This is a genomic window from Caballeronia sp. LZ043, assembly GCF_031451075.1.
Classification (GTDB): domain Bacteria; phylum Pseudomonadota; class Gammaproteobacteria; order Burkholderiales; family Burkholderiaceae; genus Caballeronia.
In genome coordinates this window covers 1103381-1118512 of record NZ_JARUXT010000004.1, presented here as the reverse complement: position 1 = coordinate 1118512, position 15132 = coordinate 1103381, and the positions used below count along the sequence as shown (strand labels likewise).

The window sequence follows — 15132 nt, the reverse complement described above, 5'->3', positions numbered from 1 at the left end:
TCGATTTACTGACTAATTGGGAATGTAGAGGCAAAGATCCCGAGTTTCGGGTCAACGGCTGATCGGCCGTTTTTATCTGACTAAGGAGTAGAACAACATGATCAAGATCGAAAGAAGCGCTCTGGGTGTGTCCCACGTTGCCGGCGGCGCGAGGAAGCAGTCGACCACGACCATCATCGAAGTGCCCGGCGTTCCCAGTTCCACCACTACGCCGACCACGGGCACGACCGGCAGCGCAAGCTCGACCATCTTCGTCAACGGCAAGGAAGTGATCAGCCAGTCGGTCACGTTCTAAGCTTCGCCCGCCGAGATGCAACGTGGGCGGAAGATGCGTTCCGCCCACGTTGTTTCGGTCCCGCGCTCGCTCAGGCGTTCTTGTGTTCCAACGTTTTGGCACGCTTCTGAAGTGCTTCGGTTGTGTGTCCCTCGCCGTTCGGCAGCCAGCCGGGAGGACGCAGCACGAAGCCGATTGCATCGGAGACGCTCTTCGCCCGCACCACATCCTTCACGAGACTCGCCCAATGCTCCAGTTCCACGACCACCGGATTATGCGAAGTTGTCGGCGTCGTGAGGCCGTAAACGCAGGGCTCTTCAGCGCGTTCCTCCACATAGGTGCCGAACAGCCGGTCGAAGACAATCAGCACGCCGCCGAAGTTGGCATCGAGATAGGTGGCATTCGAGGCGTGATGAACGCGGTGCGCCGAAGGCGTGTTGAGCACATATTCGAGCCAGCCAAGTTTCGGAATCCAGGTGGCGTGCAGCCAGAACTGATAGAGGAGGTTGATGGACACCACCGCCAGCACCACGTCGGGCTTCACGCCGAACCACACGAGCGGGGTGAAGAACAGCGCCGAACCGGCAAGCTTGGTCAGCCAGCCAAGACGGTAGGCGGAAGACAGCGTCAACTGGTTCGGCGAATGATGCACGGCGTGATTCGCCCAGAAGAAGCGGATCGTGTGCGAGGCGCGGTGATACCAGTAGTAGCAGAACTCCTGTCCGATGAAGAGCAGGAAGATCGTGAGCGCCGTGTTGCTCGTGACCGTGTGGATCCGGTGCTCCCATGCGAAGTTGAAGACCGGCGTGGCCAGCGAGATCGGCACGAATGCGAGCAGCTTGCGGCCGACGAGATCGGCAAGAGAGATCCAGGCTTCATGCCAGTCGAAGGCGCGGTCGGTGCCTTTGTGTTTGAAGTGCAGGACGAGCGCTTCGATCAGCGACGCGGTGAGCACGATGCCCATCGCGTACAGCGAGATTTTTCCAAGCAGTTCCAGTTCCATGATGGTTCGCCTTGGTGGGTGGATTGTGAATGAACCCATTGTGGCGAGCGGCCCGGTCGAAATCCACGCGCAAACTGTTTCATCTCATGTCAGCGCGTCCGTTCGATCCCGCGTGCCTTGTGGGACAAGCGTTTGCGGCGAGTCATGTCACGAAGGTTCAGGCGCGGCAAGCGAAGATGCGCCGTCGCCGGAAGAGATGCTAAAGTCTCGCTCGATGGGGATGGGGTGCCCCCGATAACCGCCGTCCGGCTGATGACTCCTGTTGAATTGCGTTGCGCGACCTCGTTGCCTGCAAGGGTGCGCGCACGTCCGACAGGAGTTTCCTCGTGCAATCGTTTCTTTCCCTCGTTCTGGTCTTTGTCGGCGGCGGCCTCGGCTCGATGGCGCGTCACCTGGCCGGGCGAGCGTCCCTCGCGTTCTTCGGTCCGTCATTTCCCTATGGAACGCTCGGCATCAACGTCCTCGGCTCGTTCGCCATGGGCGTGGTGGCCGGCTGGTTCGCGCTGCGCGGCCACGCCGACCAGAGCGTGCGCCTGTTCCTGACCACGGGCATCATCGGCGGCTTCACCACCTATTCCACGTTCTCGCTCGAGACCGCGCTGCTCTGGGAGCGCGGCGACGTGCTGTCCGTCATGTTCTATGTCGGCGGCACGCTGCTGCTCGGTTTCGTCGGGATATTCGGCGGGCTGGCGCTCGCACGCGCAGCCTTGGGCGCGTGAAGTGCCGTTACGCGGACTGCCTCGCCGCATCGAACACTTCGCGTGCCGCCTTGACCGCCGCATGATTCTCGTCGGCCCAGCGCAGCAGCACGTGCAGCGCGGCGTACATCGAGCGGCCCAGATCGGTCAGGCTGTATTCAACGCCCGGCGGCTTGGTCGGAAATACCTCACGGTGGACATAGCCGTCGCGCTGAAGCTCGTGCAACGTCTGCGTCAGCATGCGCTGCGAGATGTCCGGCACGAGCCGCCGCAGTTCGCCAAACCGATACGGCTGCTCGGCCAGCGCCATCATCAGCAGCGAAGTCCATCGTCCGTCGATCACGTCGATGACATCGCGCACCGGACAGTTCGATACATCACCAAACTTCGTCCGCGCGGCATCCAGCATCGTCTTGACTGCGCTGGGCGCGGCCTTGGAACTGACCTTGGTGGTTCCCATTCGGTGCCTATCTCCTGAAAAACTGCCTTCTTTACGGAAGACGATCGACGCCCGATCATCGAGGCGCTCTCAAATTGAGAGTATCACCCGGAATGAGGCAGGACTATGAGCGATACGATTTTCGTGACCGGTGCAGCCGGTCAACTTGGGCGGCTGGTCATCAAGCATTTGCTGGCGCGCGGCGTCGGGCCAAGGCGCATCATCGCGGGCAGCCGCAGCCCGGACAAGCTCGCCGAGCTCGCCGCGCAGGGCATCGACGTGCGCCGCGCCGATTTCGACGATCCCGCCGCACTGACCGATGCCTTCAAAGGCGCCGGCACCGTGCTCATCATCTCGACGGATGCGCTCGACGGCGCCGATACGCGCCTCAAGCAACATCGCAATGCGGTGGCGGCGGCGGTAGAAGCAGGTGCCGGACGGCTTGCCTATACGTCGCTTCCCAATCCGGGCAGTTCGCTGTTGAGCTTCGCGCCGGATCACCTCGGCACTGAACGGGCCATCAAGCAGACCGGCCTGCCGTACGCGATTTTCCGCAACGGCTGGTATCAGGAAAACCTGCACATGGCATTGCCCGGCGCGTTTGCGAGCGGCACATGGCATTCGGCTGCGCGCGGTGGCAGAACGTCCTATGTGGCGCGGGAGGATATCGCCGAGGCCATCGCGGCCGCGCTCGCCACGCCGGACGCCGGGCGCCACACATACACGCTGACGGGCGCGGAAGCGCTGAACCGCGAAGAGATCGCTGAACTCGCGCGGCGGGCGACGGGCAAGCCGCTGGCGCTCGTGGAAGTAACGGACGAACAGCTCGCAGCGGGCTTGAAAGCGGCCGGTGTGCCGGATGTATTCGTCGATGTCCTCGTCTCGGCCGATGTGGAAACCCGCGCGGGCAATCTTTCCATCGTGACCGATCATCTCGAATCGCTGATCGGCCGCGCGCCGCGGCGGCTGGCGCGTCATCTCGAAGAAGCCGGCGCCGGATACGCGGGCTGACGCGCGCAGTGGCTTTACTTGGCGTCGTTATAAACGGTCGCGCGCGACACGCCGAGATGTTGCGCGACCGTTTCCATCGAGCGCCGCAAATCCAGGAAGCCCTCCTGTTTCAGCGCCTGCATCAGCGCGCGGCGCTGGTCGGCGCGCAGGGCCTGCGGCGTGGTCGCCTGACTCACGGCGAAGCGGTCGATGCGCTCACGCAGCGAATCCGCACTCGACGGATCCAGCGATTCCCGCACGCCGTCCGTACCCAGCGACGAAAACTGCTCGAGCATATTGGTCAGGCTGCGGAACAGCGTGACATCGACATTCAGGCAGAGCGCCGCGATATAGCGGCCGTCCGAATCCTTGATCCCGATCGACGTGCTCTTCGCCTGCCGGCCGTCCGCGAAACGGTTGGCGTAGTTCGCGAGAATCTGCGGATAGGCGTCGTCTGCGATGCGGGCCAGGCCGAGTTCCGTTGCCGGATCGCCGACCTTGCGGCCCGACAGATTGTTGTGAATGGCAAGCACCGCGTGTTTCGGCGAGCGCAGGTCATGCACGACGACCTCCGTGAACGGCGCCAGTGTTTCGCCCAGACCCGCGGCGATCTGCTTGACCTGTTCGAGAATGGTCCGCTGTTCGACGGTGAGCTTGGCTTGGGTCATGGTGTCTGGACGGGTCGGTCGCGTCGGGTTGCGTCAACGAGTACAAAGCATGCCATCTCAAGCCGTCGCGCGCATTGATTTTTTGTACAAAAATAGACATAATGTTGAAAATGCGCGACGCGTCCAGTGCACGGAATCGTGACGTGCCATGCGCAGTGTGACCCTGGCCAACCCTTCTCACGGCATGTCCGACATGACGACTCCAAGCCTCCCCACCTACGCCGACGTCGAGGCTGCCGCCTCGCGCATTGCGGGCGTCGCGCATCGCACGCCGGTTCTGACTTCCAGCACGCTCGATGCGCTGACCGGCGCCGAGTTCTTCTTCAAGTGCGAGAACTTCCAGCGCATGGGCGCGTTCAAGTTTCGCGGTGCGTTCAATGCGCTGTCGAAGTTTTCGGCCGAGCAGCGCAAGGCCGGCGTGGTGGCGTTCTCGTCCGGCAATCACGCACAGGGCATCGCGCTGTCCGCGCAGCTGTTGAACATTCCGGCCACCATCGTCATGCCGCACGATGCACCCGCCGCGAAGGTCGCCGCCACCAAGGGCTACGGCGCGCAAGTGGTTGTCTACGACCGCTACAAGGAAGACCGCGAAGCGATCGGCCGCCGTCTCGCGGAGGAAAACGGTCTCACGCTGATTCCGCCATACGATCACCCGGACATCCTGTCGGGCCAGGGCACGGCGGCCCGGGAACTGTTCGAGGAAACCGGTGCGCTGGATCACCTGTTCGTGCCGCTCGGCGGCGGCGGGCTGCTGTCCGGCACGGCGCTGGCCACGCGTGCGCTGGCGCCGCAATGCGTGCTGCATGGTGTCGAGCCCGAAGCGGGCAACGACGGCCAGCGCTCCTTCCGCACGGGCGAAATCGTTCATATCGACACGCCGGTGACCATTGCCGACGGCGCGCAGACTCAGCATCTCGGGCACATCACCTTCGGGATCATCAAGCGCGATGTGAACGACATCCTCACCGCATCCGATGCCGATCTGGTCGGAGCCATGAAGTTCTTCGCGACACGCATGAAGATGCTGGCGGAGCCCACCGGCTGTCTCGGCCTTGCCGCTGCGCTGAACCTGCGCGAGCAACTGGCGGGCAAGCGCGTGGGCGTGATCATCAGCGGCGGCAACATCGACCTGGAACGCTTCTGCTCGCTGGCGGCGGTGTGATGGTCACGTCCGCCATGAACACGCCGTTCGATCAGCTGATCGACGCGCTGGAGCGGGAAGGCGCGCGCTATCGCGTGCTCGAGCATCCGGAGGAAGGTCGTTGCGATCTGGTGGCGGCGTTGCGCGGCACGGAACCCGGACAGGGCGCCAAGGCGATGCTCTGCAAGAGCAAGGACGCGGACGGCCAGATGATCCCCGCCATTCTTCCCGGCGACAGGAAACTGGACTTCAAGAAGGTCGCCAAGGCAGCGGGCATCAGGAAGGCCACACTCGCCACCCCGGAGGAAGCGCAGCGCGAGACCGGCTGCGTGATCGGCGCAATTCCGCCGTTTTCTTTCTCGCCCGCGGTGAAGTTGATCGTGGATCCGGAACTGATCGAACGCTTCGACGAAATCGCGTTCAATGCGGGCCGGCTCGATCGCTCGATGCTGCTCGCGTCGGACGATTATCTGCGCATCGCCCGGCCGCTTGTCAGTCCGTTGTGCGCATGATGCGCATCAATCACGCTTCGGCGGGCGGTCGAATGACGCGCAGCGCCACGCAAAGGCACAGCACGAGCAGTACGGCGACGTAGGCCGCCACGGCGGGCCATGCGCCGTGCTGCCAGAATGCGCCGCCAATCGACCCGAGCACGCTCGACCCGAGGTAATACGCGAGCAGATAGAGCGAGGCCGCGTGACCCTTGGCCGAACCGGCCAGCCTTCCGACCCAGCCGCTCGCGACCGAATGCGCGATGAAGAAGCCGATCGTCACGAGCACGATGCCCGCGATCACCGCCACGAGCGATGCGGATAGCGTCAGCGCGAGACCGGCGGCGAGCACCACGACGCCGCTGATGAGCACCGGCGCGCGGCCCAGCTTGTCGGCCAGCGCGCCCGCGCTCGACGACGACACCATCCCGAACAGATACGCGCCGAAGATGAGCCCGCACTGGGTCGAATCGAGATTGAAGGGCGGGGCGATGAGGCGGAAACCGGCGTAGTTGTAGACCGTCACGAACGCGCCCATCACGAGAAAGCCGATCGTGAAGACGAACGGAAGACGCGTGTCCAGCAGTTGCGCCTGCCACAGCCGCAGGTGATGGCGCAGCGTCAGGTCGGTGCGCCTGACGAAGCGTCGTGAAGGCGGCAGCAGCATCACGAAAGCGAGAGCCGCGATGAGATCGATCACGCCGATCGTCGACATCGCCGTGCGCCACGAAAAATACTGCTCCAGCGCGCTCATGCCGATCCGTCCGATCATCCCGCCGAACGCCGTGCCGCCCACATAGAGACCCATCGAGAGGCCGAGTCCTTCGGGCGCGATTTCCTCCGCGAGATAGGCCATGGCGACAGCCGGCACGCCGCCGAGCGTGAAGCCTTCCAGCGCGCGCCAGACGAGCATCAGGTCCCAGCTCGACGCGCTGGCGGCCAGCAGGTTGAACAGCGCCGCCGAGGTCATTGATGCAAACATCAGTCCGCGCCGTCCGACGCGTTCGGACAGCGCGCCGGCGCACAGGATGGAGACCGCGAGGAAGCCGGTCGAGAGCGACAGCGATAACGAACTCGCCGCCGCGCCGATGCCGAATTCACGCGAGAACGCAGGCAGCAACGGTTGCACGCAGTACAGCAGCGAGAACGTGGAGAAACCGGCGAGAAACAGCGCGAGCGCGATGCGCCGGTAGGCGGACGAACTGGGCAGGACGCCGTTCGAGGGCGCGTCGCGCCGCGTGCCATCCACCGGGGATGTGAGGGAAGGGGAGGACATCGCCTGATTGATTGAAGAAGAAAGTTGACTTCATTCTTGCCAATGTCGAGCCATATGTCCAATATATGAAAACATGGGCAGCGATATGTTTCAGCACTGGCCTTTTCGAATGTTGAGCGGCATCGGGGATTAAAAAGGATGGAGCTTCGCCACTTGCGCTATTTCCTCGCCGTCGCCGAGACGTCGAACTTCACCAAGGCGGCCGAGCAGCTGGGCATCGGCCAGCCGCCGCTCAGCCAGCAGATCAAGGCACTCGAGCAGGAACTCGACGTGGAACTGTTCAGACGCAGCGCGCGGGGCGCCGAACTCACACAGGCCGGAAAAGTCTTCGCAGATGAGGCGCGGCGCGTGCTCGACGACGCCCAGCGCGCGGCGCGGGCGGCGCAGCGTGCCGCACGCGGGGAGACCGGACATCTGCGGGTCGGTTTCACCGGCACCGCTGCGTTCAATGAACACGTCTCAGGTCTGATCCGGCGCTTCCGCGAACGCTATCCCGAAGCCGAGCTGGCGCTGCACGAGGCGGCCTCGGGCGTGCTGCTGGACCTGCTCGAAGCGGGCCAGCTGGACGTGGGAATCATCCGGCCGGTGCGGCGTGTCGCCGATGCGCTGCTGCAAAGCGACTGGCGCGAGGAACCCATGCTGGTGGCGCTGCCGGTCGCGCACCGGCTGGCGTCGAAGACACGCATTGCGCTGGCCGATCTCGCCGACGAACCCTTCGTGCAGGTGCCGCGCGTGGCGGGCGGCACGCTGTTCGACGACATCGTCGCCGCGTGCGCCGCCGCCGGGTTCCAGCCGCAACTGGCGCAGCCCGCGCCGCAGATGGCGTCGGCGGTGACGCTGGTGGCGGCGGGGCTGGGCATTTCCATCGTGCCGAAGTCGATCACGCAGGTGCGCGTGCGGGGCGTGGTGTATCGGCCGCTGCTGGCGCATGGCTTGCGCGCGCGGCTGGCCATTGCGTCCCGGCGCGACGATCCGTCGTCCGTCGTGCGCAACTTTCTCGAACTCGCCTGAGGAACGCCGGAGGGGTGTTCGAAGTCCATTCGCGAATGTCGTAGAATTTCGAACGCCGAACACAACACAACAGTCGCCGGATCGCGGCGAATCTTCAAGAAGACCATGGCATATCAAAGCGTTGAAATCGCCAAACTGAGGGCGCAGCAAGAAGCCCTGGACAAACAACTGGCCGAAGCAAAAGAAAAGGAAACCCAGCATGTGCTGCGCGAAATCGTGCAAAAAATGCGCGAGTACGGCATCTCGCTGGCCGAACTGATGGGCCGCAAGACGGTGTCGGAATCGTCCGGGCAAAGCGCGCAGACCCCGGCGGCCGAATCTCCGGTGAAATATCGCGACCCGGTCAGCGGCGCCACCTGGAGCGGCCGTGGCCGCGCCCCGACGTGGATCGCGGGCAAGAATCGCGACGAATTCCTGGCGGACCGGCACGCCGCCGCCCGCGCGATGGTTCAGGCAGCGCTGTTCCCGGAAGGTCATTGAGGCATCGGGCGGCGCAAGGCTCGTTTCACGCACCGAGCGCTGCATACCTCTCGAAACTTCGTCAGCACCTTACGAAAGCCTTGTGAATCAGGCTTGCCGTCGATAAACTTGCGAACAATTCCTATTTACGCCGCAAGATTTCGATGAAACCCGTCGCGCACGACCGTTGTTCCGAGGACCCGCAGGCATGAGGCCGGTCATGGTTCGCCTGCATCGCTGGCTTGGCGTCGCCACAGCGTTGTTCCTGTTCGTCTCGGGCCTCACGGGCGCCATCATCGCGTGGGATCACGAGATCGACGCGTGGCTCAATCCCGCGTTCTTCCACGCCCGCACGGACGGCCCCGCGCTGCCGCCGCTCGAACTCGCGCGCCGTATCGAAGCCGCCGACCCGCGCGTGGAAGTGACCTACATGCCGCTCGGCGTCGAGCCGGGCCACACCGCGCAGATGATGGTCATGTCGCGCACGAATCCGGCCACCAACGCGCCGTTCGAGGTCGCGTACAACCAGATCGCCGTCGATCCCGCGACTGGCCAGGTGCAGGCGCAGCGCATGTGGGGCGCCGTGTCGCTCGCGCGCATCGACCTGATGCCGTTCCTCTACAAGCTGCATTACACGCTGCATCTGCCGTTCGTCGGCGGAATCGACGTGGGCACCTGGCTGCTCGGCATTGTCGGGATCCTGTGGTTCTTCGACAGTGGCATCGCGCTGATCCTGTCGTTCCCGAGCGTGAAGGCGTGGCGCAAGTCGTTTGCGTTTCGCGTGAAGCGCGGCGGCTACGCGCTGACCTTCGACCTGCACCGCTCCGGCGGCGTCTGGATCTGGGGCCTGCTGCTGACGATGGCCCTCACATCCATTTCGATGAACCTCTCCGAACCGGTGGTGCGCCCGGTTGTCTCGGCGTTCTCGAAGCTCTCGCCGTCCTTCCTCGACAACCCCGCGCTGGTGCGCGCCGGACCGCCCGGCCAGCCGCTGGCCACGCGCGAGGAGATTCTTCAGAAAGCCGCGCAAGACGCGCAACGTCAGAACCTCACCCAGCCGATGGGCGCGCTTTACTACGCGCCGATGTTCAAGGCCTACGGCGTCGGCTTCTTCGCGCCGGGCCACGATCACGGCGACATGGGCCTCGGCAACGCCTGGCTCTACTACAACGCGCAGACCGGCGCGCTGGCCGGTTCGACCATTCCCGGACGCGGCTCGGCCGGCGACATCTTCATGCAGGCGCAGTTTCCGCTGCATTCGGGGCGCATCGTGGGCATTGGCGGGCGCATTCTCGTGAGCGCGGTGGGCATCGCGGTGGCGGTGCTGAGCATTACCGGCCTGATGATCTGGATTCGCAAGCGCGCCGCACGCCGGCAATCGGCGGCGGCCTCAAGCGAAAGGGCGGCGCGCGGCCGTTCCATCGCTTCCTAGCGTGTTGAGCGCTGGCGACACTCTTCAAGCCAGCGCCCATCCCTCGAATAAAGCTCGACGCGGTAGTTTCTGCCGGGTGGGATGTTGCGCGGATGCAAATCGCGCAATCAATAAATGATAACGACTCGCATTCACTCTATAATCCGGCGCACAACGCCAGTCTCATCCGTCGCGCCTCGTGCGCGCCCGGTCTTGCGACGCAGAACAATGCCGCCCGGATTCCAGACGATGCCCCGGGACGGAAGACCGACCATCACCGAAGCCCTTTCCTGATTCATGTCCGCATTCCGTTCTTACACCTCGCAGGCCATGCCTGTGCTGGCGCAGCGCGCCGCGATCGTCGCCGCGGTGGCGATGGTTTTTTCCCTGTCGGCTCACGCGCAATCGGCTGATACGAGCAATACCGGCAGTACCGGCACGGCGGCTGCCGCGCCCCAGGACAGCGCGCTGCCGGCCGTCAAGGTGCAGGCGAGCAAGGAACAACTGCCCGGCGATCTCTCGCCGACCTTCGCGGGCGGCCAGGTCGCGCGCGGCGCCGATTACGGCGTGCTCGGCAAGCAGAAGAACCTCGACATGCCGTTCAGCATGACAACCTACACATCGAAGCTGATCGAGGACCAGCAGGCGCGCACGATCGGCGACGTGCTGGCGAACGATCCGTCGGTGCGGACGGCGTTCGGCTTCGGCAACTTCGCCGAAACCTACGTGATCCGCGGCTTCGAACTCCAGGGCGACGACATCTCGCTGAACGGCCTGTACGGCATCACGCCGCGTCAGCTCGTGGCCACGGATGCGCTCGAACGCGTCGACCTGTTCAAGGGCGCCAATGCGTTCCTGAACGGCGCGTCGCCGAACGGCTCGGCAGTGGGCGGCGGCATCAACCTGCAACTGAAGCGTGCCGACGACAAGCCGCTCACCCGCGTGACCGTGGACGGCGAAGCGTCCGGCATGATCGGCGCGCACGTGGACGTGGGCCGTCGATTCGGCAGCGAAGGCCAGTTCGGCATTCGCGTGAATCAGGCGAATCACGATGGTGAAACGGCGATCGACGGCGAGCACAAGCGCGACAACACCACGGCCGTCTCGCTCGACTGGCGCGGCGACAAGCTGCGTCTGTACGCCGACTTCCTGTATCAGCGGCAGCGCATCAACGGCGGACGTTCGACCGTCTATGACTACGCCAACTATGTCCCGGCGCCGCCCGCCGCGACCTACAACTACGGCCAGTCGTGGGGCTACAGCTCGATCGAGGACACGGTCGGCATCCTGCGCGCCGAGTACGACTTCCTGCCCGGCTGGACCGCGTATGTCGCGGGCGGCATGCGCCACACGGACGAGCACGGCGAATATGCGTCGCCGAGCATCAACACGACCGGCATCACGCAGTCGCGCCTCGGCGTGCCGCACAAGGAAGACGGCAGCTCCGCCGAAGCCGGCGTGCGCGGCCGCTTCAACACGGGCCCTGTGTCGCACTTCGTGACGGCGGGCGCGTCGATCGTGCGCGTCGACTCGATGTCCGCCTACACCTACAGCAGCTCGTTCCCGTCGAGCATCTACGACACGCCGCGCGTGCCGTATCCGGCGACCGTCGGTTCGGCAGGCGATCTCGGCGACCCGCAGACCGTCTCGCTGAGCCTGCTGCGCAGTGTGTCGGTGTCGGATACGCTCGGCTTCCTGAACGACCGCGTGCTGTTCACGGTCGGCGTGCGTCATCAGGACCTGCACGCGAACAACTTCGACTACACCGGCAAGCAGACCGAAGCCTATAACGATTCGGTCACGACGCCGTTGTTCGGCCTCGTCGTGAAGCCGTGGCAGAACGTCTCCTTGTTCGCGAACCGCAGCGAAGCGCTGACCATCGGCGATTCGGCGCCGTCCACCGCGGCCAACACGGGACAACTGCTGCCGCCGGAGAAGTCGAAGCAGTGGGAAGTCGGCGCGAAGTACGACAACGGCCAGTACGGCGCGACGGTCGCGGCATTCCAGATCGAGAAGCCGCTGACCTACACGAACGCGGCCAACTTCTTCGTCGCGGACGGCACGCAGCGCCATCGCGGCATCGAGGCGTCGGTGTTCGGCGAGCCGGTGAAGGGCGTGCGCCTGATCGCCGGCGGCACGTATATCCACGCGACGCAGATCGACACCGGCAGCGGAACGACGGACGGCAACAAGCCGATCGGCGTGCCGACCTTCATGTTCAACGTGAACGCGGAATACGACGTGCCGATGCTGCAAGGCCTCACGCTGACGGCGCGCTGGATCTACACGGGTTCGCAGTATCTGAACACGATCAACACGCTGTCGATTCCGCACTGGAACCGCTTCGACCTGGGCGCGCGCTATGCGACCGTGGTGTTCGGCAAGCCGACGACCTTCCGCGCCAGTGTGCTCAACGTGGCGAACAAGTCGTACTGGGCCTCGACGATCGGCGGATATCTGACGCAAGGCGCGCCGCGCACCTTGCTGCTTTCGATGACGACGGACTTCTGAACGTAGCCTGAAGACGCAAGCTGAAAGCACACCCCGAATGTCGGATGGCGATCCGGCGTTCGGGGTGTTTTCATTGGCGCGGGGTTGTCCGCTTCAATCGACGACGGCAGGCCCGATGTAATGCGCGCGCGGCCGCAGCAGCGTGCCTTCCTCGATCTGTTCGATGGCATGCGCCATCCAGCCGACGCTGCGCGCAATGGAGAACAGCGCGAACGCCGCGCCTTCCGGCAACGCGCAATGCTCGACGAGCGCGGCGAGCGCGATGTCGATGGCGGGCGGCGTGCCCGTCAGCCGCCCGACGCATTCGATCAACTCGCGCGCGGCGTGAGGCGCGTCGAAGGCGGAGAGGAGATTGGCGGCGCGCGGATCGCCTTGCGGATAGAGTTCGTGGCCGAAGCCCGGCAGCGGTTCGCCTCGCGCGACGCGTTCCTCTACGGCCCTTCCGGTTCCAACGCGTCGTGCTTCGTCCATGAAGGCGCGCACGCGCACGATGGCGTTGCCGTGCATCGGTCCCGAGAACGCAGCCAGTCCCGCGATCATGCTCGCGCCCAATGATGCCCCGGTCGATGCCGCAACGCGCGCCGCAAACGACGAACTCGTCAGCTCCTGATCCGCGAGCAGCACCAGCACGCGGCGCAACAAATCGGCGTGACGCGGCACACCCCACGCATCCGCGATGCGCGCGTGCAGCGGCCCTTCATCCGAACGCGATGTGAAGAACTGACTCGCGAGCAATCCCACGAGCCGCGCGGCTTCGCCGAAGCGGTCGGCGTGGTCGCGCGAGGGACGGGCGGCGTCGTGCGCCAGCGCCGCATAGACCCGCGCTTCGGCGGGCCCGTCGAATGCGACCGGCTCGAACGAGGGAAAGTGCGGCGGCCCGGACGTGTCCCACAGCAGCTGCGCGGCGTCCTCGAAACTCGCCGATGCCGCCAGATGCACCGCATCCCTGCCGCGGTAATAGAGCGTGCCGCGCGCAATGGTGGAGATGCGCGTATCGATGATCGGTTCGCCCCAGGCCATCGTGCTGGCCGCGATTTTCTTGCGGCCGCGTCCGAGGCTGCGCTTCTTCAGCAACCCGGCGATATCCGTCGCGCGATAGAGGTTGCGGTTCGCCTGCTGCGGGTCGTCCCGCACCTCGATCTGGCCGCGGCTGACATAGGCGTACAGCGTCTGCTTGCGCACGCCGAGGGCTTCGCAGGCTTCTTCCTGCGTGATCCAGTTCTTCACGTTGATCGAATCAATCAAGATTGACGCTCATGCACCACGCCGGTTTAATCGGCTAAACACACCACCCCGAAGGAAGACCCGGCAGTTCGAACAAGGGCATCGGGCGGCGCGTTCAAGCGACCGCTTCAGGGACATGGAAACAGGAGATGACAGTGGCAACAGATCGGACGACCCAGTATATAGCGGGCACGACGGCCCGCACGACGCGCACGCGTTACTCGATTCTCGCGATGATCCTGCTGCTGGCGACCGTCGCCTACGCGGACCGCGCGATCCTCTCGATTGCAGGCCCCGGCATCTCGAAGGAATTCGGCCTGAATCACGTGCAGCTGGGCTACGTGCTGTCCGCGTTCAGCTGGGCCTATGTCGTCGGGCAGATTCCCGGCGGCCTGCTGCTCGACCGCTTCGGCACCAAGACCATGTACGGCGCGACGCTGATCCTGTGGTCCATCGCCACGATGCTGGTCGGGTTCATCGGCAACTTCACATCGGATCTCTCGATCGCGCTGAGCCTGCTGTTCGCGCTGCGTTTCGCGCTCGGGCTGATCGAGGCGCCCAGCTTTCCCGCCAACGGCCGCGTCGCGGTCATGTGGTTTCCGAAGGAGGAACGCGGGCTGGCGACGTCGCTGTTCGCATCGGCTTCGTATTTCGCGGTGGCGATCTTCTCGCCGTTCGCCGGCTGGCTCACGTCGCAGTTCGGCTGGCCCGCACCGTTCATCGCGCTCGGCGTGATCGGGATCGCGGCGGCGGGCGCATGGGCCGTCGTCATGCATGAGCCGCGCAATCATCCGCGCGTGTCCAGCGGCGAACTCGAGCACATCATCGCGGGCGGCGCGATGATCGATATCGATTCGAAGCAGTCGCTCAAGGCGCGTCCGCCGCTCTCGCGTGGCGTCATGCGCATGCTGCTCGGCAATCGCATGCTGTGGTGCGCGTATGTCGGGCAGTATTGCACCATCGCGCTGAGCTATTTCTTCATCACCTGGTTTCCCATCTACCTCGTGCAGGCGCGCGGCATGAACGTCATGCAGGCCGGCTTCGCGACGATGGTTCCGGCCATTGCGGGCTTCGTCGGGGGCATTGCGGGCGGCACGATCTCGGACTGGCTGATCCGGCGCGGCTGGAGCGTCTCGTGGGCGCGCAAGACGCCGTATATCGTCGGCATGGGGCTGGGGTGCAGTCTCGTGTTGTCCGCGGTGGTCGAAAGCAATGCCGTGATCGTCCTGCTGATGACGCTGGCCTTCTTCGGCAAGGGCGCGGCGGCGGGCGCGGGCACCTGGGCCGTGGTCAGCGACACCGCGCCGCGCGAAGCCGTAGGCCTCGCCGGTGCGATCTTCAACTGCATCGGCAATATCGGCGGCATCGTCACGCCCATCGTCTTTGGCTACATCGTGCAGGCGACGGGCGGCTATACGGCCGGACTATACTTCGTCGCCGCGCATTGCCTCGTTGCCGCGATGGTCTACCTGTTCTTCATGGGCAAGATCGAGCGCGTGAAAATGGCCTGAATCGCCTTGGCGGGCAGCGCCTTCA

Annotated in this window: 15 protein-coding genes and 1 riboswitch; of the genes, 10 read left to right on the top strand and 5 right to left on the bottom strand. The window is 64.7% G+C overall.

The genetic code is table 11. The annotated features are described in order from the left end of the window. The first annotated feature begins 97 nt into the window (after positions 1-97). Positions 98-295: a hypothetical protein gene (locus tag QCE64_RS32690; RefSeq protein ID WP_309935112.1), complete on the top strand. Its 198-nt coding sequence runs from the start codon at positions 98-100 to the stop codon at positions 293-295. Between the two features lie 70 nt (positions 296-365). Here the strand turns inward: QCE64_RS32690 and QCE64_RS32685 are convergent, their stop codons facing one another. Further along, positions 366-1277 carry a sterol desaturase family protein gene (locus QCE64_RS32685; protein WP_310008287.1) on the bottom strand — a complete coding sequence of 304 codons (912 nt, stop codon included), beginning with the start codon at positions 1275-1277 and terminating at the stop codon, positions 366-368. Positions 1278-1484: 207 nt separating this feature from the next. Then, positions 1485-1546: riboswitch (Fluoride riboswitch) on the top strand. 57 nt (positions 1547-1603) lie between these two features. Between QCE64_RS32685 and crcB the strand changes: the two genes are divergently transcribed. After that, entirely contained in the window at positions 1604-1996 is a 393-nt protein-coding gene (gene crcB / locus QCE64_RS32680) for a fluoride efflux transporter CrcB (RefSeq protein WP_310008286.1), read from the top strand. Positions 1997-2003: 7 nt separating this feature from the next. On the opposite strand, the gene QCE64_RS32675 is transcribed toward crcB, so the two are convergent. Further along, a complete protein-coding gene (locus QCE64_RS32675; protein ID WP_309926861.1) occupies positions 2004-2435 on the bottom strand; it encodes a helix-turn-helix domain-containing protein in 432 nt (143 codons plus the stop codon). A 105-nt stretch (positions 2436-2540) separates the two neighbouring features. Here QCE64_RS32675 and QCE64_RS32670 point away from each other — a divergent pair, with 105 nt between their 5' ends. Next, on the top strand, positions 2541-3425 hold the full coding sequence (locus QCE64_RS32670) for an NAD(P)H-binding protein (protein WP_310008285.1): 885 nt from the start codon (positions 2541-2543) through the stop codon (positions 3423-3425). Between the two features lie 14 nt (positions 3426-3439). On the opposite strand, the gene QCE64_RS32665 is transcribed toward QCE64_RS32670, so the two are convergent. Next, the gene (locus QCE64_RS32665; RefSeq protein WP_309926858.1) at positions 3440-4072 is read right to left on the bottom strand and encodes a PAS domain-containing protein; all 633 of its coding nucleotides are present in this window, start codon (positions 4070-4072) and stop codon (positions 3440-3442) included. A 193-nt stretch (positions 4073-4265) separates the two neighbouring features. Between QCE64_RS32665 and QCE64_RS32660 the strand changes: the two genes are divergently transcribed. Continuing rightward, on the top strand, positions 4266-5234 hold the full coding sequence (locus QCE64_RS32660) for a threo-3-hydroxy-L-aspartate ammonia-lyase (protein ID WP_310008283.1): 969 nt from the start codon (positions 4266-4268) through the stop codon (positions 5232-5234). Then, complete coding sequence (locus tag QCE64_RS32655; RefSeq protein ID WP_404987731.1) at positions 5234-5725, top strand: YbaK/prolyl-tRNA synthetase associated domain-containing protein; 492 nt, start codon at positions 5234-5236, stop codon at positions 5723-5725. Before QCE64_RS32660 ends, QCE64_RS32655 begins: the two co-directional genes overlap by 1 nt. 10 nt (positions 5726-5735) lie before the next feature. Here the strand turns inward: QCE64_RS32655 and QCE64_RS32650 are convergent, their stop codons facing one another. Continuing rightward, positions 5736-6980, bottom strand: a complete 1245-nt coding sequence (locus QCE64_RS32650; protein WP_310008281.1) for an MFS transporter — start codon at positions 6978-6980, stop codon at positions 5736-5738. A 138-nt stretch (positions 6981-7118) separates the two neighbouring features. Between QCE64_RS32650 and QCE64_RS32645 the strand changes: the two genes are divergently transcribed. From QCE64_RS32645 to QCE64_RS32630, 4 genes are all read left to right on the top strand, one after another. Further along, on the top strand, positions 7119-7991 hold the full coding sequence (locus tag QCE64_RS32645) for a LysR family transcriptional regulator (protein ID WP_310008279.1): 873 nt from the start codon (positions 7119-7121) through the stop codon (positions 7989-7991). 105 nt (positions 7992-8096) lie between these two features. After that, positions 8097-8471: an H-NS histone family protein gene (locus QCE64_RS32640; RefSeq protein ID WP_310008277.1), complete on the top strand. Its 375-nt coding sequence runs from the start codon at positions 8097-8099 to the stop codon at positions 8469-8471. A 187-nt stretch (positions 8472-8658) separates the two neighbouring features. Next, on the top strand, positions 8659-9882 hold the full coding sequence (locus QCE64_RS32635) for a PepSY-associated TM helix domain-containing protein (RefSeq protein ID WP_310008275.1): 1224 nt from the start codon (positions 8659-8661) through the stop codon (positions 9880-9882). A gap of 276 nt (positions 9883-10158) precedes the next feature. Next, entirely contained in the window at positions 10159-12372 is a 2214-nt protein-coding gene (locus QCE64_RS32630) for a TonB-dependent receptor (RefSeq protein ID WP_404987728.1), read from the top strand. Positions 12373-12465: 93 nt separating this feature from the next. Here QCE64_RS32630 and QCE64_RS32625 read toward each other — a convergent pair whose 3' ends face one another. Then, on the bottom strand, positions 12466-13617 hold the full coding sequence (locus QCE64_RS32625) for a citrate synthase family protein (protein WP_310008273.1): 1152 nt from the start codon (positions 13615-13617) through the stop codon (positions 12466-12468). Positions 13618-13751: 134 nt separating this feature from the next. On the opposite strand from QCE64_RS32625, the gene QCE64_RS32620 reads away from it, so the two are divergent. After that, complete coding sequence (locus QCE64_RS32620) at positions 13752-15107, top strand: MFS transporter (RefSeq protein ID WP_310008272.1); 1356 nt, start codon at positions 13752-13754, stop codon at positions 15105-15107. The last annotated feature ends 25 nt before the right edge of the window (positions 15108-15132 follow it).